This window comes from Microvirga sp. 3-52 (genome assembly GCF_018383585.1).
Classification (GTDB): domain Bacteria; phylum Pseudomonadota; class Alphaproteobacteria; order Rhizobiales; family Beijerinckiaceae; genus Microvirga.
In genome coordinates this window covers 92,403-115,551 of the sequence record NZ_JAHAMK010000007.1, presented here as the reverse complement: position 1 = coordinate 115,551, position 23,149 = coordinate 92,403, and the positions used below count along the sequence as shown (strand labels likewise).

Genomic DNA, 23,149 nt, shown 5'->3' with positions numbered 1-23,149 from the left:
GATTACTTCCCGAAGACCTCGCTCCAGGCATCGAGCCAGTCGGTCTTGGCCGCATTCAACTTCTCATAGTCGAGACGCTTGAGGGACGAAATCATGTTGGGGCCATAGGTCCAGCGGGCCGCTTCCTCGGGCTTCAGCTGCACTGCAGTGGCAACCGGGGCGTCCACGCCCCGCTCGGCCAGCGTCTGCTGGATCTTGGGATCGAGGATGAAGTTGATGAACTGGTGCGCGAGTTCGGGGCTCGCCGCACCCTTGGCAATGTTCACGGTGTTGAGGGTGGCGTAATCGCCCTCCTTCAGCTCGGCCCACCGCACCGTCGGCACAGCCGCCTGGATCTGCGCGAGGGTAAAGTCCTGCGCCATGGCAACGGAGATCTCGCCGGTCGAGAACAGGTTCACGAGTTCGGACCCGGTGTTGTAGTTCTTCACGACGTTGGGCTTGAGCTGCTCGAGAGCCTTGAAGGCGGCACTCTCGTCCTTGTAAGGATCGACGCCCGCCTTGTTGGCAGCGACCAGAACCGTCATCGGGCCAGCCGTCGTGGTGATGCCGGGGAGTGAGACGCGGCGTTTGAGATCGTCACGCCACAGGTCATTCCACGAGGTGATCGGGGCCGACACCTTAGCGCTGTCATAGATGATGCCGACGCGACCGATGGTGTAAGCCGGGCCGAACTTGCCTTGCGGCTCCTTGGCAAGATCGTAGATGCCGTTGATGTTGGGAACCTTCGAGCGATCGACCGGCTGGAACAGGCCCTCCTGGATACCGATCTGCGAGTAGCTGTCGGTCAGGTAGACGACATCCACGCCCGCACCGCCGCGGATCTTGATCTTGTTCAGGCGGTCGGCGTTGTTCCCCGTCTCGAAGACCAGTTCGCAGCCGCACTGGGCGCGAAACGGCTTGAGAATGATCTCTTCCAGCTTGTCGCCGTTGAAGCCCCACCAGGAGATCGTGAGAGTCTTGTTCTGAGCCATGGCCGGAGCTGCAGACAAAGCCACCAGGGCCAAGGCCATGCTCGCGATCGGATTCCGCCAACGCCCTACCATCTCAAAACCTCCTGCGTTTCATTGTTCCACAGCCAAGGAATGGGTGTCGACACCCTTCACAAGGGCGATGACGGCCCCGCCGGCACCACGCATTAGCACAACCAAGGCTTCGAGGAAGCCCTGCCCGGCAGGGACGCTGCCCACCTTACTGCCATTCTGCCCAAAAACCTTGCAAAACAGAGATGGTCTACTCGGGAACCCATCCGCCTGCCATCTTCTTGAGGCGCGGCGTCCGCAGGACGCTCACAACCCGTTCAGGCATCCGAAGGTCGATCGCGGCAAGTGGCTCCCGCCAGGCATCCGTCTGCAGCATCCCCGCCCCGATGGCAACAGGCTTGATTCCGCAGGCATCCAGAAGCCTCAGGGCTGCAACCACGGAGCGCCCGCTGCTGATCACGTCATCGACGAGAACGACCCGCCGGCCTTCGATCAACGGCAGCATGCGCGGATCGAGATACAGCCGCTTCACCTGCTCCGGGCTGGTAATGGAGCTCATAGGAACGAAGAGTTCCTCTCGGTACCAGAACTTGCGGGAGGTCCCGAGCGGGACGTAGCGGCTGTGTCCCAGATTCTTTGCCGTTCCGCTGGCCAGGGTGAGCCCCAACGTCGGCAGCCCGACGACGACGTCAGGCTCGAAGAGGCGCACCTTTTCCGCGAGGCCGGCGCACAGGGCCTCTTCGACGGCGAAACCGGCCTGGTTGATGATGAGGGACGCGAGGGCATGCTCCCTGTCCGCCAGCTCGCGGATCGGAAGGCGCAACTGACGGCCGTCGTCGAACTCGGCCGGGAAGAACCCGTGATGCCCGTCGGCCGGCAGCCGCTCGAAGGTCCGAGGCGGATGGATCTCCTGCCAGAAGTCGTGGGGCTGCATGGCTTGCCTCTTTCCTTGATCTGCACAGGATGATTGTGGCCGGTCTCCCGCCGGGTTATCGAACGTTTCCGGCCGCAGACCCAGGACGACAGCTCAATGCCTCAACAGGACCTTATCCAGGCGGACCTACCATTCTTGCGCAACCTCCGCCAAGACCTCCATGCCCATCCGGAGCTGGGATTCGAGGAGGAGCGGACGAGCGGGATCGTGGCTTCTCTGTTGGGGGAGGCCGGCCTTCGCGTGCACCGCGGCCTTGGCAAGACGGGCGTGGTCGGGACCCTGCAGGTCGGCAACGGCATCCGGAGCATCGGCCTTCGTGCCGACATGGATGCACTGGCGATGCCGGAGCAGGCGGAACGTCCCTATAAATCGAAGTCCGCCGGAAAGATGCATGCCTGCGGCCATGACGGGCATACGACCCTGCTGCTCGGGGCCGCGCGCCATCTGGCGAAGACCCGCAATTTCTCAGGGACGGTGCATTTCATCTTCCAGCCGGCGGAGGAGGGTCGCGGCGGGGCTAAGAAGATGGTCGAAGACGGGCTCTTCGAGCTCTTTCCCTGCGACGCGGTCTACGGTTTGCACAACATGCCGGGCCTGGACACCGGCGAGATGGCCGTCACCCCGGGTCCGCAGCTTGCCTCGTCGGATACATGGCTGGTGACCTTCAAGGGCGTCGGTACCCACGGAGCCAAGCCGCATCTCGGCAAGGATCCGATCACGGCGGGCGGCCACTTCCTCTCTGCGCTCCAGACTATCGTAGGACGGGTCGTCAATCCGTTGCAGCCCGCCGTGGTGAGCGCCTGTTCCGTCCAGGCCGGCGATCCGCGGGCTCTCAACGTCATTCCGGATATCGTTGAGATCGGGGGAACTGCGCGAGCCTATTCGGCGGCAGTGCGCGATCAGCTTGACATGGAAATCGAGCGGCTGGCGCGAGGCGTCGCCGCCATGTTCGGAATCGAGGCTTCATACGAGTTCCGCCGCCGCATACCGCCGGTCATCAACCATGCGGATGTCACCGCCCGTGCCCTCGAGGCGGCACGAGCAGTGTGCGGGTCCAAAGTCGTGACGGATTTCGAGCCCTCAACGGCGGGCGATGATTTTGCCTTCCTCAGCGAGGCCGCGCCCGGGGCCTATGTGTGGCTTGGCAACGGACCCGCCATCGACGGAGCCCTGCATCACAACACGGCATATGATTTCAACGACGACGCGATTCCGACTGGCGTCGCCTTCTGGGTTGCGCTCGTGGAACAGGAGCTCGCGCCTACCGCCCCCTGACGCGCTGGGCTTTCGCCTCACCGGCATCGGCCTCAACCCGGCCGCGCCGGTTCTTTCTCTGCCGCTGTGTGTTCGTGCCCCTGTCGCGACGGGATTTGTCATCCGGCTTGCGACGGTGGGAGACGGAGGTCGCAACAAGCTTTTCCTCGATTTTGGCGTTGAGGCTTGTCCGCAGGTCGACCACGGCTTCAACTTCCTCGAAGACATCAGGATAGCGCTGAGCCAACCAGAGCCAGCTGGTGGCAATCTTCACCCTGGCTTCCAGCTTCAGAAGATCCGTGTTCACGCCGAAGTCCGGCGCATGAACACGCCCACGCAGGGCATGCTGCCGGGCCCAATCGAGCAGCAGTTCGACAGCTAGCTGCTCGCGCCCGTCGACTGGAGCCATCGCGTAGGACAGGCGATCGAGGATCGGCATGTCCACTGTATCCAGGAGCGTCGCCAGCGCGATCATCTCCTCCATATCGGCCATGCGCAGATCCGGATGACCGGCGACCAGCGTGTCGTTCAGATGGCGGAGCACGCGTCCGAGCCGGTCGGTCTGCAAAACCTCGCTCGCCGACAACACCGTCTCCTGGTTCGGACGCACGAAAGCCTTGCCTCGCAACTTCGCTGCATCGCCCTTGAGCGCATTGCCGATAACTGTTTCGACCTGGGCATAGGCTCCTGCATCCGGCAACGCCGTCACGACACCTTCGTCATGATGCCCGAAGCGCCCTGCCCGGCCGGCAATCTGCTTGATCTCCATGGCCGTGAGCTGACGCTCGCGCACGCCATCGAACTTGCGCATGGTCGAAAAGACGACCCTCCTGAGCGGTCCGATATTCAACCCCATGCCGATCGCATCCGTTGCGACGAGGATTTCCGCCTCGCCGTTGCGGAAACGAGCAGCCTCCGCACGGCGGACTTCAGGTCCCAGAGCCCCATACACGGTCGCGACCGTTCGCCCGGCCGCAACCAGACGGGTGCGCAGGTCATGCACGTCACGGCGGGTAAAGGCTACGACGGCATCACCACGAGACAACTTGGTGAGATTCGCCGGCACGCCTTCTACACGGAGCTTGCCCTTGCGCTTGAGGATCTTCACCTCCAGCGGCTCTCCGGTCATGGCGAGCAGATGCTCCACGAGAGGAATTGCCTCCGGTGCGCCGGTCAGCACAACGAGTTTTGCAGGCGCTCCGATCATGGCCTGAGTCCAAGCCCAGCCGCGGCTCGGATCACCGAGCATTTGGACCTCATCGATCACGCAGACATCGACGGCGCGGTGCAGATCCAGAGTTTCGATCGTTCGGGCGATATGGGTCGCGCCTTCCGGCAGCACCCTCTCCTCACCCGTCACCATGCCGGCCGGGAGCCCGTCCTCGATCATGCGCTCGTAGTGTTCGAGCGCGAGAAGCCGGAGGGGTGAGAGGATCTCGGCCGTCTCTGCCTCACGCGCGAGCTTCAGGGCCTCGTAGGTCTTGCCCGAATTAGTCGGCCCTGCAAGGAACAGGAATCGGCGATTCAGGGATCGTGCCACGGGAAAGATCGCCGCATAGCGCTCGTACCCAGACGCCTCACGGATCTGTGCCTCGCGCAGGTGCCTCAGCCGCCTGGCAGCAGCCTTGGAACGATAATCATCGAGCTTCTGCCGAAGCTTGCGTCCTGCACCCGCAGGACCGCCCTTATCCGATGCATGGATGTGGTCGAGCTTCTCGAGAGCGACTTGGATGCCGCCGAGGATCGCTTGGCGCTCGTCCGGATCCTCGTAAGCAACCAGATAGGTCTCAAGCTCCTCGCGCCAGCTTGCCAGCTCCTGCGCGCAGGCCTCGAAGGTCGCGTCTCGCAGCTCAACGATCTTGGCTTCGAGAACTTCCGACGCCGCAGCAAGCTCGGCATGCTCCACGCGCGCCGGTGCAAGCACGACCGCTGCCACTTCAAGAGGTTCGGCAAAGGCGAACTCGATGGCGATATCGATGGGAGGGCTGTCGGGCAAAACCTGCATCGGCTTGCTGAACACCACCCTGTAGCCCGCAAAGACGCGTTCCGGCTTCCACCGGCCGCTCTCGGTTCTGCGGATGTCCTCAGCGACGTAGAGGCCCGTATTTCGGCGAACGGACGCAAGAACGCTCTGCCGACGGCGATGGGCGGCATCGTCGAGAGGCTGCTGTTCGCCTCCACGCCGGGGACCGTGGGGTGCGCTCTTCAAGGTCTCGCCCCCCTGCTCCCGCCATACCGGCACCTCGGCAGCCAGTTGCGCAACGACCTCCGGATCGAACATGGGAGCCTCGAAGGCACGCCCACGCTTCTGGAATGTCCGACGCTCCGCCACAGGGATCAGCCCGGCCTCGATCCAGCGCTCGCACTCGGCTGCGCTGGCAAGGAGGATTCCCGGCAGGTGATTGAGGCTGACAAGATCCTTAGACTTTTTGGACATTCAAAGTTCCGCATGGTGGAGCGCGTTTGCCGCTGCTCCAGCGTCGTTCATGGATGCACCTGCCGCTCTGGCATCAACCAGAATTAACTCGCAGAAGGCTCGGATGTTTTAGGGGACTGCACCTGGAGATGCTGTCCGGCCCATCCAGGTTCGGGCCGAGACCGGGAGGATCAGGCTTAAGGCCTTGATCCGGTGGCTGTTTCCTTCGTCCCTATGTGTCTATTGCAGGGTGCAATATCAAGGGATCCACGGCTACAGACGGTCCTTTTTTGCCATAGGTTATCCCCTGCTGAATGAGAGAATCCCTCAGACGCCCGCCTTGGCAGCAAGCGTCTTCCTGAGAAACGCAAGCCCCAAGGCCGTGAGAAATGCCGCCTGTTCCTTGTTGGCGGCCCCGTGCCCGCCATCATCGGGCTCGTAGAAGAAGACCGACTGCTTCATGGCTGCGAGTTTGGCCGCCATCTTGCGTGCATGGCCGGGATGAACGCGGTCATCGCGTCGTGAGGTGACGAGCAGAACGGGGGGATAGGTCCGCCCTTCCTCAAGATTCTGGTAGGCTGAGAACCCCGCCATATAGGCCCAATCCTCGGGCCGTTCCGGATCGCCGTATTCGGCCACCCAGCTGGGCCCCGCCAGCAACCTCGTATAGCGCCGCATGTCGAGAAGCGGCACGGTACACCAGATCGCACCGAACAGGTCCGGATAGCGGGTCAGCATGTTGCCGACGAGCAGCCCCCCATTCGAGCCGCCATAGGCCGCAAGCTGCTCTTCCGAAGTGACTCCACGCTTCACGAGGTCCCGGGCAATGGCGGCGAAATCGTCGTGGGACAGGCGCTTTCCTTCGCGCATGCCCGCCTTGTGCCACGCCGCCCCGAACTCACCACCGCCACGGATGTTGGCCACGACCCAGACATTGCCACGCTCGAGCCAGGTCTTCCCGATGCCACCGAGATAGCCCGGTGTCATGGAGACCGAGAATCCGCCATAGCCGTAAAGCACCGTCGGGCGTGGGCTGCCCTGTTCTCTCGGTCCGATCTGGTAATAGGGAATGCGTTCACCGTCCACAGATGCAGCCTCGTATCGGGTCACCTCCAGACCCGAAGCATCGAAGGCCGGTGGAGATCCCTTGAGCACCTCGATGCGCTTGTCCTCGGTAACAAGAGCCAGTCTCGTGGGCTCGATGAAGGTCGAGATCGACAGCAGGAACTCATCCGTGCGTTCGAACTGACTCGAATCGAGCGACATGGTGTGGACCGATGCGGTATCCGGCAGCCCCTGCAGGCGTTCCAGGCGCCAGTCTGCACCTGGCGTGCCGAGCCAGATCTGGCTTGCCAAATTGTCGAGCACCGTCAGCACCAGCCGGGACTTGGTCCACCAGAACCCGGAGAGGATCCGTCTGGGACCGGGCTCGAACAACATCTCGAAGCTGCGATCACCTGCCAGGAAGCGGGAGAAGCTGATCACCAGAAGGGCATCGGCCGGATAGGTTCGCTCCGGCAGAGCCCAGTCGCTCTTGAGCTTCACGACCAGCCAATCCTTCTCCACATCGAAGCGGGCATCGAGCGGGAGGTCGATGAGCAGCGGCGCGCCATCCTCCTGCGCAAGATAGCTGATCCCTTCCTCGAAGGTGATTTGGCGACGGTAGAAAGTGCGCTCGTAACCGGGCTCCAGGTCGACCGATGCCGAGATATAGATGTCGTTGGCCTCGCCTTCGAAGAGCACGGGAGCCTGCGTGAAGTCAGACCCGCGGTTCCACAGGCGGACGGTGCGTGGGTAGCCTGAAGCGGTCGCCGCATTCTCGCCCAGCGTCGAGGAAACCAGCAGTTGATCCTTGTCGAGCCAGGCCGCTCCTCCCTTGGCCTCCGGTAGTGCGAAGCCACCATCCAAGAAGCGCTTCTCGACGAGGTCGAACTCGCGCACCACGACGGCGTCGGCGCCACCACGGGACAGGCTGACCAGGCCGTACCGCTGCTCCGGCTGGAGTGTGCCGCAGCCTTTCCAAACCCAGTCCTCGCGCTCGGCGCTGGCCAACGCATCGATGTCGAGCACCGCCTCCCAGGACGGATCCGCCTTGCGATACTCTTCCATCGAGGTGCGCCGCCACAGGCCTCGCACATGGGCGGCATCCTGCCAGAAGTTGTAGAGCTGGCCGCGCCGCCTGGTGATGAAGGGAATATTGTCCGGCCGCGTCGAGATCTCGTAGAGGGCCTGTTTGTCGGCCTCGAAGGCTGCATCGCACAGGGCAGCTTTCGTGGTCTCGTTGTAAGCACGCACCCAGGCGAGCGCCTCCTCGCCCTCCACATCCTCCAGCCAGAGATAAGGGTCAGGGCGCTCCTGCATCAGTTCGGCCATGATGGTGGAATCCGTTGAGGTTGGTGACATGAGGTAAGCAAGAATCGGTCACAGGGATTATTGGTCAGCCTGAGCCGTGGGCAACACTTTGCTCAGAACCGAACGGATCACCATCCGTTGACGATAAATCACTCGAAGGGGCCGCCATGGATCCGTTTGTATCCGCACTCGAAGAACTTGCCGAAGCCCTGTTGGCCGGCGAAGATCCGGACCAGGCCCTGCCTGACATTGCCGGCGAGCACGACCTTCCGATCCAGGCCTTGCGCAATCGCGCCCTGCGGGCGTTCGGACCACTCGAAACCTATAAGCAGCGTCAGGCGGAGTTGAAGAAGGAGCGTGATCAGACCGCGAGACGGCGCGATCCGGTCTTTGCCGGCGCCTCCTTCCTGGCCGCCATCGCAAGCCTCAGTCCCAAGCTCTCTGCCGAGGAGAGGCAAGCTGAGATCCAGCGCCTCGCGGAAGAATATGATGTTGATCCCGCCGTGCACAAGGAAGCTATCGAGCGGTTGCGCAAGCGCTGACGTCCGAGCGTTATTGCCTGCCCTGCTCCATCCCTAGACCTCTTTAGCAGGCGCAGATTCGGGCATGACCGGTGCGGCCGCCTTTCCAACCGGCTGGCGTTCCCGCGTCACAAGACGGAAGAACAGCGGGACGAATAGAATGGCGAGAAAGGTGGCCGCCAGCATGCCTCCGATGACGCCGGTGCCCACCGAATGACGGCTTGCCGAGCCTGCCCCTGTCGAGATTGCGAGCGGCACGACACCGAGGATGAAGGCGAGAGAGGTCATCACGATCGGGCGGAACCGGAGACGGGCTGCATCCAAGGCCGCATCGTAGACGGTTTCTCCTGCCCGATACCGCTCGGCTGCGAACTCGACGATCAGGATCGCATTCTTGGCCGCCAGCCCGATGAGGGTGACGAGTCCGACCTGGAAATAGAGGTCGTTCTCGATGCCGCGCAACCAGATGGCCAGAATGGCACCGAAGACGGCGAAAGGTACGGCCGTGATGACGGCGAACGGGAGGGACCAGCGCTCATATTGTGCGGCCAGGATCAGGAACACCATCACCAGACCCAAGAGGAATCCCTGCGATCCGGTCCCGGCCGATTGCAGTTCCTGATAGGCCGACCCCGTCCAGCCGATGGAATAGTCGGACGACAGATTCTGCGACACCACCTGTTCGATTGCGGCAATCGCCTGCCCGGAGGAGAAACCCGGAGCCGGATTGCCCTGGATCTTCGCTGCCGGGAACACATTGAACCGATCGACCACGTCAGGCCCGACGATGCGTGAGGTGGACAGCAGGACGTTGAGTGGAACCATGGTGCCATTGTCGGACCGGACGAACACGTGCTGCAGATCGTTCGGGCTCATCCGGAACTCGGGTTCGGAGGACAGGCTTACACGATAGGTCCGTCCGAACAGGCTGAAATCATTCACGTAAAGGCTGCCGAACGTGCTCTGCATCGTGTCGAAGATGGCCGAGATCGGAACGCCGAGCGCCTTTGCCCTGTCGCGGTCGACATCGATCCGGTACTGCGGCACATTGGTGTTGAAGGTCGTGGAGACGCCCGAGAGTTCCGGCCGCTGCCCGGCCGCCTGAACCACCCGCTGCGCCGCTTGCGAGAGGTTCTCGAGACTCCCGCCTGACCGGTCCTGCAGGTAGAACTCGAAGCCGCCGGTCGTGCTCATGCCCGTGATCGGCGGCGGGTTGAACCCGACGACGATCCCATCACGGAAGTTTACGTTGAGAGCGGCGAAAGCCGGAGCGAGATTGCGCGCGTCGAGTCGCGGGTCGGTTCGCTCCGACCAATCCGTAAGGGTCACGAAGGATACGCCGGCGTTGGTTTTCTGGACGCCGGACAGGAGATCGAACCCGGCTATCGTCACCACGTCGGCGACGGTGGGATTACGCTTGAGCTCCTCGCTCACCTTCGCGGTAATGTCGAGGGTGCGATCGAGGGACGCCGCGGGCGGGAGCGCCGTCACGACGAAAACGTTTCCCAGATCCTCGGCCGGCACAAGCCCGCCCGGCACCCGCTCGAATAGCCACCAGGTGGCACCGAGCATCCCGGCGATAAGAACCACGGCGATAAAGGCGTGGCGCAGGAAAAAGGCCGTGCCGGAGGTAAAGGTGCGCGTCACCCAATCGAAACCTCGATTGAACACGCGGAACGGCCACCATGGCTCGCTGTGCCCCGCCTTGAGGAGAAGCGCGCACAAGGCAGGGGTCAACGTGAGCGCCACGATCCCGGAAATCACCACCGAGACCGCTATGGTCACAGCAAACTGCCGGTACAGTTCGCCGGCCAGACCGCCGAGGAAAGACACAGGGATAAAAACGGCGCAGAGCACAAGTACGACGGCAATAACGGGCCCACTGACCTCCTGCATGGCCTGAATGGCGGCCTCTCGTGGTGGCTTATGTTCCGTCGTCATGATGCGTTCGACGTTCTCCAGCACGATGATGGCGTCGTCGACCACAATGCCGATGGCGAGGATGAGCCCGAAAAGCGTGAGCAGGTTGACCGAGAAGCCGAGCAGGTACATGCCGGCAAAGGTGCCGATGATGGACACCGGCACAGCCAGAAGCGGGATCAGGGTTGCGCGCCAGCTCTGCAGGAAGAGGAAGACTACGATCACGACCAGCACGATGGCTTCGATGAAAGTCTTGACCACCTCCTCGATGGAAACTTCGATGAACCTCGTCGTGTTGTACGGCACATCGTACCGCAATCCGTCAGGAAATCGCTGCGCGAGCCGGCTCATCGCCGCATCGACGGCCCCCGAGACGTCGAGAGCATTGGCGTCAGGCTGGAGATAGATCCCGATCGGCACCGTCGGAGCCCCGTTCAGGGTTGCGACGGTAGAGTAGTTCAGCGAACCGAGTTCGACCCGCGCGACGTCCTTCAGCCGCAGTGCGCCGCCGTTCTCGTCGGAGCGCAGGACGATCTGCTCGAACTCGCGGGGATCCGCGAAGCGGCCCTGAGTCGTGACCGAATAGGTGAAGGCCTGCCGCCCCGGCGTCGGCTCCTCCGCAAAGCGCCCGGCCGCAAATTGTGCGTTCTGGTCGCGGATGGCGGCGGCAACGTCACCCGGGGTCAGATTGTACTGCGCGACTTTGTCGGGCCGAAGCCAGATGCGCATGGAATAGTCCGAGGCCCCGAAGAGCGAAGCATCGCCGACGCCGGGCGTGCGGCGCAGTTCGTCGATGATGTTGATGAGCGCGTAATTGGAAATATAGATCGTGTCGAAACGCCTATCGGGGGAGGACAAGGCCACGATCTGCAGGATCGAAGAAGACCGTTTGGTCACCGTCACGCCCTGCCTCCGCACCTCCTCGGGCAGGACCGCCGTCGCGCGCTGGACACGATTGTTGACGTTGATGGTGGCCTGGTCGGCATCCGTGCCGGTCTGGAAGTACACAGACAGGCTCATGGTCCCCGAACCGGTGGAGGTCGATTGCATGTAGATCATGTTCTCGACCCCGTTGACCTGCTGCTCCAGGGGCGCCGCGACGGTCTCGGCGATGGTTTCGGCACTTGCTCCCGGATAGGTGGCAGAAACCACGACTTGAGGCGGCACGATCTCGGGATACTGCGCGACGGGGAGGACCCGCATTGCGATGAGGCCGATGAGCACGATGGCGATGGAAAGAACCGATGCGAAGATCGGCCGGTCGATGAAGAACTTCGAGATCATGGCCGCACCCCGTTTGCCGGAGCGCTTGGAGTGCCTGTGGTCTGCGCGGCCTTTGGATCCATCGGCACCGGCTTGACGGGCTGGCCCGGCCGCACCCGGATCACGCCGTCGACGACGACCCTTTCGCCGCCGGTCAGCCCCTCACGCACCACCCAGCCCGCCGCGAGTTCGGGACCCAGGCGGATCGGGCGCGCCTGAGCGATATCGTTCTCACCGAGCACATAGACCAGGGGCCCCTGCGGCCCTTGGCTGACCGCCTGCTGTGGAACGACGATCGCATCGGGCAAAGTGATGCCGATGAGGCGCACCCTGACGAACTGGCCCGGCAGCAACAGGCCGTCCGGATTCGGAAAGATCGCCCGCGCCTGGATCGTCCCGGTTTGCAGATCGACCCGTTGAGCAGCCGTGTCGATCCTACCGGCGTGCGGGTACTTCGCCTGAAGGGCATATTGCAGTTCCACGGTCAGGTCCTTCTCAGAGATCGGCTTCTCTCGCCGCTCGTTCAGAGCGCGAAAGGCCCTGCCTTCCTCGTCGGTGAAGGAAAAGTTCACATAAGCCGGATCGATTTGAGAGATGGTGGTCAGAAGCGTCTGCTGCGCCTGGATGAGTGCGCCGACGGGGGGAGACTCCAAGGCCGTGACCCCGGTTCCCGGAGCAGTCACGGTCGTGTAGCTCAGATTCAGCTTCGCGTTCTGAATCTCGGCCTCGGCGAGTTGAACGCCGGCCCGAGCCTGGTCCCGCTGGGAGCGCGCATCCTCGAGCTGTGCCTCCGTCGACACGCCGCGGCGGACAAGCTGCTCGATCCGGTTGAAATTCTCCTCCGCTTGGCGGTTCGCCGCTTGCGCCTGCTGCAACTGGGCTTCCGCACGACTCAGCGCGACTTCGTAGGAGGCCGGATCGATCCGGAAAAGCACCTGATCCTGCGTGACCCGCGCCCCCTCTTCATATTCACGCTTGAGCAGGAGACCGCCGACCCGCGCGCGGACTTCGATGTCGCGAAAGCCGGAGACGCGGCCGGCATACTCCACTGGATAAGGCACCTCGGCAGGCTGAACGACCATGATGCCGACCTGAGGTGTCGGCAACCCGGAAGCCGCCGTCTGCTGCGTTGAGGTCTCCGGCGGAGAACGGAACATGAAGAAGTAGACGCCTGCAGCGACAACAAGCCCGGCCACGGCGATGAGGAGGATGCGCTTGACCACTTTGCCCTCCGGAATCTTTGGGACGAACTGCCCCGTCGAAGGGGCAGGCCTTCATCGGCGCATCACGGGAGAGCGGCGGGCCGCAGATCTCCATCCTTAGGGCATGAACATCTTGCCCGTGAGTGAGTTCCGCTGCAGCCGCGACCGCTGTCAGCGTCCCTGCGGCATATTAACTTGTGTTAACAAATTCTGCCCTTGTGTCGGGTTTCTGACAGACGAACGGTTGCGCTCCTGTATCATCAGCATCAAATAAAGAATGAACAAGTCGCAGGGGGCACAATCATGGCCATCCGTACGCCGTCCGCTTCTTCATAGAAGGCGGTGCGCTGTGCCGGACCATGGAGTGCTTGATGAAGAACAAGAAAAGAAGACCCGTTGCCTCTGAGCCGCGTCGGACAGCCAAGCTTGAGCGGGAGCTCAAAGCTATCGAAGCTCAAATCGTCTTGTTGGAAAAAGACACGAGCCTGGATCTCGCCGCGCAGGACCATTTCGTCCTGTGGAGACGGCCGAACCTCTTTGCGCCCTGGCCATTAGGCCTTCAGCATTAGGCAGGATCCCTTCACCTTTCGCCGTCTGAACATCTCCGTTCGACGGTGAACCATGCCCTATCTGAACCCTGAGAGCGAATTATGAACACGCGAAAATTCAACCAGACTCCCCCCGACAAGGCCCGGGATCTCTTTGAGAAACTTCTTGCGACCTCCGACACTGCCGTCAAAACCCGTGAGCGTCTGTTCGCGGACCTGCAGGAGGAGTTGAAGCTGCTGGCAGCCCTGCAAGAGCAGCATCTGCTGCCGGTCCTTCAACGGCACGGGATGGTGGACCTTGTTCGGCAGGCCCTCAACGACAATGAGGAGACCGCGACGCTTCTGACGGATCTGGAGAGCATGCCGAAGAACAACGGCGAGTTTCTCACCAAGGTGGCTGAACTGAGAAGGGTATTCCAGCAACATATTCGCGATGACAGGAAGGAGCTACTCCCGGCTGTGCTCAAGGTTCTGAGCGACGACGAGGCAGAGGCGGTTATCGAGAGAGTGGAGGATGAAATGGCAGCCATCGACGAAACGAAGCGGTCTGAGGCGCGCCGTGCCCGCGAGCAGGTCGATGCGGTCCAGCGGGTAGCCGACGATCTCGGCGAAACCGTGCGCGCGGGGACGGAGAGCGCCCAAAACATCGCCCAATCGATGCAGCAGGTCGTGCAGAACAGCTTCGGCGTATTTTCTGAATTGGCACGCCGCTCGACAGGTCAGGCGCTGCAGATGTTCGCCCGCCCCGATGGCGACAGCCGTGGACTTACCCAGCAGGCCTCGGAAAGCCTAAAAACCGTCGCCCAATCCAACACTGTCCTGATGCGGGGCCTTCAGGACGTGTCGCGGGAATGGTTCGAGCTGAGTCAGAAGCGGCTGCAGACAAATCTCGAAGGTTTGAACGCCCTCGCCCGCTGCCGGTCCATGAACGACCTTGTTGAAGTTCAAAGCTCCCTCATCCGGGACAACCTGGAGCAAACCGTCGACAACAGTCGGCGCTTGGCCGAACTTACGATCCAGCTGGCGGACGAAGCCTCCCGGACTGCAACAGTCGAAGTGAAGCAGTTCGCAGAGCGGGTCAGCCGAGCAGCCTGATTCTGAACAGACGCTGGGCCTCTGGCTTTTGGCCAGAGGCCCGGAACTCACGTCGTTTGCCGATCAACGCCGTTTCTCGGAACGGTCGATAGCGTCGGTCCATCGGCGCGGCCAGAAAGCCAGGACCGCCACGATGAACGTGAGAAGGAGGAGAGCCACCATCACCTGAGCCACTCCGAAGATCGGAGCGTCTTTGGCGACAAACCAGCCTGTGACGACACCTGCTGCAATCATCAACAACCGAACGATCCAGCCGATCATGAGCGCCTCCCCTGCCCCTGCGCATCGTCCGACACTCGTCAAAGATCAGCTGTCCAACCGGACGATCACTTGCACAGCCGTAACAAGGCCAAGCTGCCCAATCCCGACCAAAGTAATGATCTTAACTTGAGTTAACCATTCAAAGGAAGCTCACGCCGCCAGGATACCATCGGAGGACGCTATGGCCACCCACGTCGAGCATTCCCGTCTTCAGAAGGCCTCGAACACAAACCGGGTTTATTCTCCGGACATTCTGCCTCTGCTCCAAACCGTACTGGCCGATCTCGCCGATATCGACTTTGCTTTTGAAAAAAGTCTTGAGACCATCAGGCATGGTCCAGCCGATGAAGAGCGCAAGAGCGAGATGATCGCAAGTCTTTGGCGCCAACACCGGGAAAGGCGCGAGCCGTACATTCAGGAACTTCTAGCCCTGCGGGAGCGGATCGAAACGACATTCATCTAAAAAGGTCACGGCATCGCTCCCAGGAACCGCAAGTTCCTGCCCCGCGAGCACATCTGCGGCATTCTTCGTCGCGCTCAGGACCAGGGACACTCGTCCGTGGGATGACAGTGTGCGATTTTCCATCCGCTCCGGCTGAGCATTTCAACTCCGCCTGCTTTGCAATGTCCATCATTAACCTGCGCCCTTGGAGCTTGCCGTCATGCCTCCAGCACGACCATCATGTGGACGAAATTGGAAGCAATCCTCTGGTGAAGCGTAACGCGCAGAACGAAGATCTCTGTCACGATGTGGCAGTCTATGCCCCCTGAATGAATATGAGGCTCCGGGAGGTCGATATGCCGGGTCGTACATCCTCCACGTCCAAGCGGAGCCTCCCCTCCGAGTCTCGACCGGCCAAACTGCCGACTTTGCCCCCTACTCTTGAAGCGGCAGCTGTCCCTGCCTCAAGGCGGTCAGCCTCCGCTGAGCCCTGGGACGATGCCGAACTCCATCAGATCCGAGATGCTCTCGACCACGCCACCCATGCCGGCCTTGCTCGCCTCACCGCCGGACTGTCGCCGGCGGCCATAGTCGATGCGTTCATGGACTGGGCTGTCCATCTTGCCATCTCTCCCGGCAAGCAGGTCGAACTCGCCACCAGGGGGGCTCGCAAATGGGCGCGGCTGACGCAATTCGCTTCCCGGTGTGCCCTTGTTAGCGGCACCGTTGAGCCATGCATTGAACCGCTTCCTCAGGACCGCCGCTTTGCGGAACGGGAGTGGTCGCAGTGGCCCTTCAACCTCGTCCAACAGAGTTTCCTGCTGCAGCAGCAATGGTGGGAGAATGCCACGACGGGGGTTGATGGCGTCACCAAGCAGCATCAGGCCGTCGTCGAGTTCATCACGCGCCAGATCCTCGACATGGCCTCCCCGTCGAATTTCATCGCCACCAACCCGGTTGTGCAGAGGCGTATTCTGGAAACGGGCGGGCAGAACCTCGTTCATGGTCTTCGCAACTTCCTGGACGATTGGAAGCGGATTGTCCGGTCGAAGCCTCCGGCCGGCACCGAGGCCTTCCAACCCGGCCGCGATGTGGCCGTCACACCTGGCAAGGTGATCTATCACAACAACCTTATCGAATTGATCCAGTACAACCCGACAACCGAGAAGGTCCGGCCGGAGCCGATCCTGATCGTGCCGGCCTGGATCATGAAGTACTACATCCTGGATCTTTCGCCCGAGAACTCGCTGGTTCGCTATCTCACCGACCAGGGCTTCACGGTATTCATCATCTCGTGGAAGAATCCGACCGCCGATGATCGGGATCTCGGCCTCGACGACTACAGGAAACAGGGAGTGATGGCGGCGCTCGATGCGACCGACGCCGTCTTGCCCGACAGGAAGGTTCACGCGGTCGGCTACTGCCTCGGCGGCACACTCCTCTCCATCGCCGCGGCCGCCCTCGCGCGCGATGGAGACACGCGCTTGGCGACCCTGTCGCTCCTGGCGGCCCAAGCCGATTTCCGCGAGGCCGGGGAGCTCACCCTGTTCATCAACGAAAGCCAGCTTCACTTCCTCGAAGACCTGATGCGCAGCCAGGGTTATCTCGACACCCGGCAGATGGCCGGCGCCTTCCAGCTTCTGCGCTCGAACGACCTGATCTGGTCGCGCCTCATTCGGCACTATCTGATGGGTGAGCGCACGTCCTTGAACGATATCATGGCCTGGAATGCCGACGCGACGCGAATGCCCTACCGCATGCATGCCGACTACCTGCGCCACCTCTTCCTCAACAACGATCTGGCCGAGGGGCGCTTCCAGGTAGACGGCCGCCCCGTCGCGGTCAGCGACATCCGTGCACCGATCTTCGCCGTCGGTACAGAGCGGGATCACGTTGCGCCGTGGCGCTCCACGTTCAAGATCCATCTACTGGCAGACACGGACGTGACATTCCTGCTCACGACCGGCGGTCACAATGCCGGTATCGTCGCGGATCCGAGCCGGGCCGGAGGAAGCTTCCAGGTGCTGACACGATCCGCCGCCGGCCGCTACCTGGACCCCGACACCTGGATCAGGATTGCGCCTCGCTTCGAGGGCTCCTGGTGGCCGGAATGGACGCGCTGGCTGGTTTCGCATTCAGGCGAACTCGTGAAGCCACCCGCATTGGGGGCATCGGCACGGGGCTACCCCACCCTCTGCGACGCACCCGGCATCTACGTGCTGCAAGCCTGATGCGCGCTTCTCCTGAGCGCAACCGATAACCGCGACATGCTATCGACGTTTCAGCTCTGCATGCGCCGGTACAAGGTGCTGCGACTGACACCAAGCTGGCGGGCTGCGAGTGAGACATTGCCCTTGGCGGCACGGAGCGCATCCTGCATGGCCGTCGCGGTGATGGCTTCCAGGGTGGACAGTGCTTTTTCGCGATGAGGGAGGCTCTTCTCGCTGATCGTGACACCGAAGCGCACATCCGAGGGCAACGCGTCAATCGTGAGCGTTTCACCCGCCTCACAGAGGGCCAGCATCGCTCGAAGGCAGCCGACGAGCTGACGGAAATTGCCCGGCCATTCATAATTGACCAGTTGCGCGCGGCACTCCTGCGTCAGGGTATTTCGCCGAGACCTTGCTCCAAGGGAATCCCACAATTCGTCAACCAGCTGAGCACGATCCGCGCGGTGGCGGAGGGGTGGCAGCTCGAACGAATATTGCGCGATGCGGAAATAAAGATCCGAGCGGAATGTCCCGGCCTCGACGAAATCCCGCAGGTTCCGGTTCGTGGCGCAGATCAGCATGAAGTCGACCGGAACGGCCCGCCCGCCGCCCAGCGGAACGACCTCCCGCTCCTGCAACGCGCGCAGGAGCTTCGTCTGCAGGGTAAGGGGCATATCGCCGATCTCGTCCAGGAACAGAACGCCGCCGTCGGCCTCCCGGAGATAGCCCTTCGATCCGCCCGGCCGGGCCCCGGTGAAGGCACCTGCCTGATAGCCGAAAAGCTCGGCCTCCATCAGTGTTTCGGGCAGAGCCGCGCAATTGACCGCGATCAGCGGCTTGTCGGAGCGCGCACATCCGGCATGGGCGGCGCGGGCGAAGATTTCTTTCCCGGTTCCTGTTTCGCCGCGGATGAGAACCGGGACCGCGGCATCGAGCAGCCGGACGGCGCGTGCAATGGCGTGAGAGGCCTCCAGGTCGAAGATCGGCCTTGGGACTGCGGGCGGTACAGGCCGCGCAACCCGGCTGGCCGGTGCGGGGACCTTCCTGAACCCATCGAGGCGTCCCACGAGCGTCGTGCCGTTCTCACGCTTGAGGCTGCCGCCATCGGCGAAGGCGGCAAGCCGGTCGCGGAACAGGTCCGCCCATGAGGTCTTGCCGATCGCATCGTATTGTCGCCCGATAAGCGCCAGGCCATGGCGATTGGCGGCTTTGAGCCGCCCATCCTCGAAGACCAGGATCCCTTCCCGCGAGGTCCCCAGCATGGCCGGATCCACGTGGAGCCGCACCACGTCGGCGCCTCCGAAGTCCTGTTCGAAGTGCCGGTGCTCGATCTGTTCGGCCGCCAGCCTCACGAGGCCGAGCGCATGCGCATGATGCGTTTCGGCCGGCCCTGACAGGTCCAGGACGCCCAACACATTTCCCTGCGGGCCGATGATCGGGATGGCGGAGCAGCTCAGAATCCGGTTGCATTCGAGGTAATGCTCCGCGCCGCGGACTTCGATGGGCAACCCTCGGCAAGGGACGTTCCAATCGCATTCGTTCCCGCGATCTGCTCACTCCAGGGAACGCCCGGCCTTAGGGCAACCCGAGCCGCCCGTTCCGCAAAATCCAGACTCCCGATGGTGTCGAGCACGAGACCGGAGCCGTTGGTGAGAATGACGATGCTGTCCGTGGCTTGGGCATCCGCATAGAGCGCTTCGACCTCCGGCCGACAGAGGCGTTTGAAAGCCTCCGCCTCTTCGGCCGTGAGCGCGAATTCGTAATCCGTTAGGGGCTCCGGGAGCGAGTTGGACCTGCCCTCAAGGCCGAGTGCCTGACAACGGGCCCAAGACCGAAGAATGGATTGCGGAATGAGCCCACCGGGGACGGCCTTCTGCGAGAAGAAATGCTGACGGGCATGCTGGATTGCATCTGGCGACAATGGCGTCCTCCCATCCCGGTGTCGCAAATTGCAACAGGTGTTGCAGATGCGTTTCTTTCCGCGGCAGGCTCCATGATAGGCGAAGCTAAGGCAAAAAGAAGTCATCGAGGGACCAAGAAGCAGAGCCACGGCCTGGCTCGTTCGTTTTCAATGACTTACCGCGTCGCAAATGCAGAGGTTTCCGGCACGGCAGCGAAATGGCACGAAAATTGCTCAATCGGGCATGTTCATCCAGGGAGGAAACCAATGAACAAGCCAGATTTTCTGAGCGTCTCGAATGCGCCGTTCAAGGACCGTTACGGCAATTTCATCGGCGGGCAATGGGTCGAGCCGGTCAATGGCCGCTATTTCGAGAACACCTCTCCCGTCACCGGAAAGGTCATCTGCGAGGTGGCCCGCTCCGACAAGGACGATATCGAGAAGGCCCTCGACGCAGCGCACGACGCGAAGGATGCCTGGGGCAAGACGGCTCCGGCCGAGCGGTCGCGCATCCTCAACGAGATCGCGAACCGGATGGAAGCAAATCTCGACACCCTCGCCCTGGTGGAGACCTGGGACAACGGCAAGCCGATCCGCGAGACGACGGCAGCCGACATCCCGCTCGCCATTGACCATTTCCGGTATTTTGCCGCCTGCATCAGGGCTCAGGAAGGTTCGGTCGCGGAGATCGACCACGATACCGTCGCCTATCACTTCCATGAGCCGCTCGGCGTCGTCGGGCAGATCATTCCCTGGAACTTCCCGATCCTGATGGCGACGTGGAAACTCGCGCCCGCTCTCGCGGCCGGAAACTGCGTCGTCCTCAAGCCTGCCGAGCAGACGCCGGCCTCGATTCTGGTCTGGGCCGAGCTGGTCGGGGATCTGCTGCCGCCCGGCGTCCTCAACATCGTCAACGGCTATGGCCTCGAAGCGGGCAAGCCGCTGGCCTCCAGCTCGCGCATCGCGAAGATCGCGTTCACCGGCGAGACCACTACCGGCCGCCTGATCATGCAATACGCAAGCCAGAACCTGATCCCGGTGACGCTCGAACTCGGCGGCAAGTCGCCCAACATCTTCTTCGCGGACGTAACGGCGGAGGATGACGATTACCTGGACAAGGCCATCGAAGGCTTTGTGATGTTCGCTCTCAACCAGGGCGAGGTCTGCACCTGCCCGAGCCGTGCGCTCATCCAGGAATCGATCTACGACCGCTTCATGGAAAAGGCCCTCAAGCGGGTCGAGGCGATCAGGCAGGGCAGCCCGCTCGATCCATCGACCATGATCGGCGCTCAGGCTTCCAGCGAACAGCTGGAAAAGATCCTCAGCTATATCGATATCGGCAAGCAGGAAGGCGCCGAGGTGCTGACGGGCGGCGAGCGCAACAACCTGCCGGGCGAACTGGCCGGCGGCTATTACGTGAAGCCCACGGTGTTCCGCGGTCACAACCGGATGCGCGTGTTCCAGGAGGAGATCTTCGGGCCGGTCGTTTCCGTCACGACCTTCAAGGACGACGAAGACGCTCTGTCAATTGCCAATGACACCCTCTATGGCCTCGGCGCCGGCGTGTGGACCCGCAACGGCAATCGCGCTTATCGTTTCGGACGCGCCATCCAGGCGGGTCGCGTCTGGACGAACTGCTACCATGCCTATCCGGCCCATGCGGCCTTCGGCGGTTACAAGCAGTCGGGCATCGGTCGCGAGACCTACAAGATGATGCTCGATCATTATCAGCAGACCAAGAACCTGCTGGTCAGCTACAGCAGCAAGGCCCTCGGCTTCTTCTGATACCACCAATGGACCGGAGCGCGATTGCCGTGCTCCGGTCTCCATTCACCGGAGAAGTCACATGAATGGCGATATTCTGCGCGTGACGGCGACGCCTGCCGCACTCGATCTGATCGCGACCCTGCAGAGCGAGTATGGTCCGGTTCTGTTTCACCAGTCCGGCGGCTGCTGCGATGGATCCTCGCCCATGTGCTATCCGCAGGGCGATTACATTGTCGGGGAGGAGGACGTGCGCCTCGGCACCATCGGCGGGGCACCGTTCTATATGAGCCCGTCGCAATACGAATACTGGAAGCACACCCAGCTGATCATCGACGTGGTGCCCGGCAAGGGTGGCATGTTCTCCCTCGAAAACGGCCGCGGTATCCGCTTCCTGACCCGGTCACGCCTCTTTACCGATGAGGAGGCGGCAGCCCTCAATCTGACAGGCTCGGCAGTCTGAGCGTCGATTCTTCTGGAAAGTGGCGACTCCGGTAGGGCTCGAACCTACGACCTGCCGCTTAGAAGGCGGCTGCTCTATCCAGCTGAGCTACGGAGCCATTCGGCCGAAGACCCTGGCCTAGTGGGTCCAGGGGCCCACGCGGTTGAACTTGAAATTGTCGGAGTAGGAGATCGTCCGGCGCTTGACCTCGTGCGGCTCTTCGACCCGGTAGGCGATACCCTCGCGCTCCGCATAGGCGATAGCCTCTTCCTTCGTGTCGAACCAAAGGCGGAGCTGCTGACGGGTGTCGCCCGAGCTCGTCCAGCCCATGAGGGCCTCGATCTCGCGGGGCTTGTCCTGCTCGAAAACGAGAAGCCATTGCTTGGTCCGGGCCATCCCGGACTGCGTAGCGGATTTGGCGGGCTTGTAGATCCGTGCAGGCATAGGTTTTGGACTCTCTCCAAGACTCAACCGCCGAAGATGGTCGGGGCGGCAGGATTTGAACCCGCGACCCTCTGCTCCCAAAGCAGATGCGCTACCAGACTGCGCTACACCCCGTTATCCTCAACAGCTTGGTTTCTCTATCGATTTGAGAACACCTAGGCAAGCCCTCGGTTTCGTCGAGGCAACCGAAAACGAACTTATGGTCCATCGGGTGATGGAAGGCCGCAGAGCAGATCCCGGAAACGATGCGGCGCTGCAGGTGGTTAGAAGCCAGAGGGTACAGGAAGCGTCAGACGGACATTACCGTGGAGTGACCGTATCAGGATTGGACGGGACCGGCTTGACCGTATCCTGGCTGGCTGCGCGACCTGGGGCAGCCTCGGGATCGGAATGCGTCTCGCGAAGGGCGAAAAAGATCGCCACGACGGCGACTGCGATGACTGCCAATGCCGCCCAGCTTCGTGTTCCCATAATGCTCTCCTGTCCGATCATAGAAGTTCTGAACTCTCACCGGACGGGTCGGTTCCTCGGATTTCCGACAAGCGCCGCGCGAGCACGGGCCGACACGCTATCCCAAAGGCCTTATTCTTCCGGGACACACCTACCCCTCATGACCAGAGGCCTGATCCTTCCCTCCGCGAGGGATCAGGCCATAATCCCAACTCCGATCCAGGTTTGCCCCTACGGATCGTCACTAAGCGCCGACCGTTGGGAGGCGCTTCTTTTTTGGCATCGCCGGATTCGACTTGTCCGCCCCCCCGGCTCGCGAACGCAAAGAACATTTTCACGCCAGCTTCCCTCTCTAGAAGGGTTCCTTCCTCAAAGGCAGGATCCCAGGGATGAGCCATCCGACACCCGAGCGCCGATCAAGTCAGCGTCATCTTGCCTATCTCGAAGGACGCATCGCGAGCAGGACCGCTCAGGCACCGATCGAATGCTTGATTTGGGATTTGTCGGAAGCCGGGGTGCGTCTGGTGGTGTCTCCACCTGCCGATGTTCCGCTGGAATTCGAGCTGCAGATTCCCTCGGAGGGTGCGAAAGCGAATGTCCGATTGGTGTGGACCACCGGGATTCACTACGGAGCAAGGTTCACGGACTAGCGCATCGGACCCGAAAGGGGATCTGCCCTTTTTGGGATCGATCCGATGCTCAATCTCTTGAGCGGGGCGTCGCTCGGAGCGGAGAACCGGGTTCGCTTTTC

20 protein-coding genes and 2 tRNA genes are annotated in these 23,149 nt (G+C 62.1%); 9 read left to right on the top strand and 13 right to left on the bottom strand.

All coding sequences use genetic code 11. From position 1 onward, the window contains the following. Positions 1 to 2: 2 nt before the first annotated feature. Together KHP60_RS08395 and KHP60_RS08390 are read right to left on the bottom strand one after the other, a co-directional pair. Positions 3 to 1,043, bottom strand: a complete 1,041-nt coding sequence (locus KHP60_RS08395; RefSeq protein WP_213563446.1) for a PotD/PotF family extracellular solute-binding protein — start codon at positions 1,041 to 1,043, stop codon at positions 3 to 5. 187 nt (positions 1,044 to 1,230) lie between these two features. Then, positions 1,231 to 1,914 (bottom strand): phosphoribosyltransferase, encoded by a 684-nt coding sequence (locus KHP60_RS08390; RefSeq protein ID WP_213563445.1) that lies wholly within the window; start codon positions 1,912 to 1,914, stop codon positions 1,231 to 1,233. Between the two features lie 96 nt (positions 1,915 to 2,010). Between KHP60_RS08390 and KHP60_RS08385 the strand changes: the two genes are divergently transcribed. After that, on the top strand, positions 2,011 to 3,189 hold the full coding sequence (locus tag KHP60_RS08385) for a M20 aminoacylase family protein (protein ID WP_213563444.1): 1,179 nt from the start codon (positions 2,011 to 2,013) through the stop codon (positions 3,187 to 3,189). On the opposite strand, the gene KHP60_RS08380 is transcribed toward KHP60_RS08385, so the two are convergent. Both KHP60_RS08380 and KHP60_RS08375 read right to left on the bottom strand, forming a co-directional pair. Then, on the bottom strand, positions 3,176 to 5,605 hold the full coding sequence (locus tag KHP60_RS08380; protein ID WP_213563443.1) for a helicase-related protein: 2,430 nt from the start codon (positions 5,603 to 5,605) through the stop codon (positions 3,176 to 3,178). The genes KHP60_RS08385 and KHP60_RS08380 overlap by 14 nt on opposite strands. A 306-nt stretch (positions 5,606 to 5,911) precedes the next feature. Then, on the bottom strand, positions 5,912 to 7,957 hold the full coding sequence (locus KHP60_RS08375; RefSeq protein ID WP_213563442.1) for a prolyl oligopeptidase family protein: 2,046 nt from the start codon (positions 7,955 to 7,957) through the stop codon (positions 5,912 to 5,914). A gap of 146 nt (positions 7,958 to 8,103) precedes the next feature. Here KHP60_RS08375 and KHP60_RS08370 point away from each other — a divergent pair, with 146 nt between their 5' ends. Continuing rightward, a complete protein-coding gene (locus tag KHP60_RS08370; protein ID WP_213563441.1) occupies positions 8,104 to 8,478 on the top strand; it encodes a hypothetical protein in 375 nt (124 codons plus the stop codon). A gap of 33 nt (positions 8,479 to 8,511) precedes the next feature. Here KHP60_RS08370 and KHP60_RS08365 read toward each other — a convergent pair whose 3' ends face one another. Together KHP60_RS08365 and KHP60_RS08360 are read right to left on the bottom strand one after the other, a co-directional pair. Continuing rightward, positions 8,512 to 11,658, bottom strand: coding sequence for an efflux RND transporter permease subunit (locus tag KHP60_RS08365; protein ID WP_311924713.1), 3,147 nt, complete (start codon positions 11,656 to 11,658; stop codon positions 8,512 to 8,514). After that, positions 11,658 to 12,863, bottom strand: coding sequence for an efflux RND transporter periplasmic adaptor subunit (locus KHP60_RS08360; RefSeq protein WP_213563439.1), 1,206 nt, complete (start codon positions 12,861 to 12,863; stop codon positions 11,658 to 11,660). The genes KHP60_RS08365 and KHP60_RS08360 overlap by 1 nt, the downstream gene beginning before the upstream one ends. Positions 12,864 to 13,213: 350 nt before the next feature. Between KHP60_RS08360 and KHP60_RS08355 the strand changes: the two genes are divergently transcribed. Together KHP60_RS08355 and KHP60_RS08350 are read left to right on the top strand one after the other, a co-directional pair. Further along, complete coding sequence (locus KHP60_RS08355; protein WP_213563438.1) at positions 13,214 to 13,411, top strand: hypothetical protein; 198 nt, start codon at positions 13,214 to 13,216, stop codon at positions 13,409 to 13,411. A gap of 81 nt (positions 13,412 to 13,492) precedes the next feature. Beyond that, positions 13,493 to 14,485: a phasin family protein gene (locus KHP60_RS08350; protein WP_213563437.1), complete on the top strand. Its 993-nt coding sequence runs from the start codon at positions 13,493 to 13,495 to the stop codon at positions 14,483 to 14,485. A gap of 63 nt (positions 14,486 to 14,548) precedes the next feature. Here the strand turns inward: KHP60_RS08350 and KHP60_RS08345 are convergent, their stop codons facing one another. After that, positions 14,549 to 14,746, bottom strand: a complete 198-nt coding sequence (locus tag KHP60_RS08345) for a hypothetical protein (protein WP_213563436.1) — start codon at positions 14,744 to 14,746, stop codon at positions 14,549 to 14,551. Positions 14,747 to 14,927: 181 nt separating this feature from the next. Here KHP60_RS08345 and KHP60_RS08340 point away from each other — a divergent pair, with 181 nt between their 5' ends. Together KHP60_RS08340 and KHP60_RS08335 are read left to right on the top strand one after the other, a co-directional pair. Continuing rightward, on the top strand, positions 14,928 to 15,209 hold the full coding sequence (locus tag KHP60_RS08340; RefSeq protein ID WP_213563435.1) for a hypothetical protein: 282 nt from the start codon (positions 14,928 to 14,930) through the stop codon (positions 15,207 to 15,209). A gap of 335 nt (positions 15,210 to 15,544) precedes the next feature. Then, entirely contained in the window at positions 15,545 to 17,419 is a 1,875-nt protein-coding gene (locus KHP60_RS08335) for an alpha/beta fold hydrolase (protein ID WP_213563434.1), read from the top strand. A 50-nt stretch (positions 17,420 to 17,469) separates the two neighbouring features. Here KHP60_RS08335 and KHP60_RS08330 read toward each other — a convergent pair whose 3' ends face one another. Together KHP60_RS08330 and KHP60_RS25115 are read right to left on the bottom strand one after the other, a co-directional pair. After that, positions 17,470 to 18,906, bottom strand: a complete 1,437-nt coding sequence (locus KHP60_RS08330; RefSeq protein WP_249688615.1) for a sigma-54-dependent Fis family transcriptional regulator — start codon at positions 18,904 to 18,906, stop codon at positions 17,470 to 17,472. Further along, positions 18,852 to 19,319 carry a hypothetical protein gene (locus KHP60_RS25115; RefSeq protein WP_249688613.1) on the bottom strand — a complete coding sequence of 156 codons (468 nt, stop codon included), beginning with the start codon at positions 19,317 to 19,319 and terminating at the stop codon, positions 18,852 to 18,854. Before KHP60_RS25115 ends, KHP60_RS08330 begins: the two co-directional genes overlap by 55 nt. A 246-nt stretch (positions 19,320 to 19,565) precedes the next feature. On the opposite strand from KHP60_RS25115, the gene adh reads away from it, so the two are divergent. After that, complete coding sequence (gene adh, locus KHP60_RS08325; protein ID WP_213563433.1) at positions 19,566 to 21,083, top strand: aldehyde dehydrogenase; 1,518 nt, start codon at positions 19,566 to 19,568, stop codon at positions 21,081 to 21,083. 61 nt (positions 21,084 to 21,144) lie between these two features. Next, positions 21,145 to 21,525, top strand: a complete 381-nt coding sequence (locus tag KHP60_RS08320; protein ID WP_213563432.1) for a DUF779 domain-containing protein — start codon at positions 21,145 to 21,147, stop codon at positions 21,523 to 21,525. 20 nt (positions 21,526 to 21,545) lie between these two features. Here KHP60_RS08320 and KHP60_RS08315 read toward each other — a convergent pair. The 4 genes from KHP60_RS08315 to KHP60_RS08300 all read right to left on the bottom strand — a co-directional run bounded on the left by KHP60_RS08315 (position 21,546) and on the right by KHP60_RS08300 (position 22,419). Continuing rightward, a tRNA-Arg gene (locus KHP60_RS08315) sits at positions 21,546 to 21,622 on the bottom strand. A 20-nt stretch (positions 21,623 to 21,642) separates the two neighbouring features. Beyond that, complete coding sequence (locus KHP60_RS08310) at positions 21,643 to 21,948, bottom strand: ETC complex I subunit (protein ID WP_213563431.1); 306 nt, start codon at positions 21,946 to 21,948, stop codon at positions 21,643 to 21,645. Positions 21,949 to 21,985: 37 nt separating this feature from the next. Then, positions 21,986 to 22,062 (bottom strand) — tRNA-Pro (locus KHP60_RS08305). Between the two features lie 186 nt (positions 22,063 to 22,248). After that, positions 22,249 to 22,419, bottom strand: a complete 171-nt coding sequence (locus KHP60_RS08300; protein ID WP_213563430.1) for a hypothetical protein — start codon at positions 22,417 to 22,419, stop codon at positions 22,249 to 22,251. Positions 22,420 to 22,787: 368 nt separating this feature from the next. Between KHP60_RS08300 and KHP60_RS08295 the strand changes: the two genes are divergently transcribed. Continuing rightward, complete coding sequence (locus KHP60_RS08295) at positions 22,788 to 23,048, top strand: PilZ domain-containing protein (protein WP_213563429.1); 261 nt, start codon at positions 22,788 to 22,790, stop codon at positions 23,046 to 23,048. Positions 23,049 to 23,149: the final 101 nt, after the last annotated feature.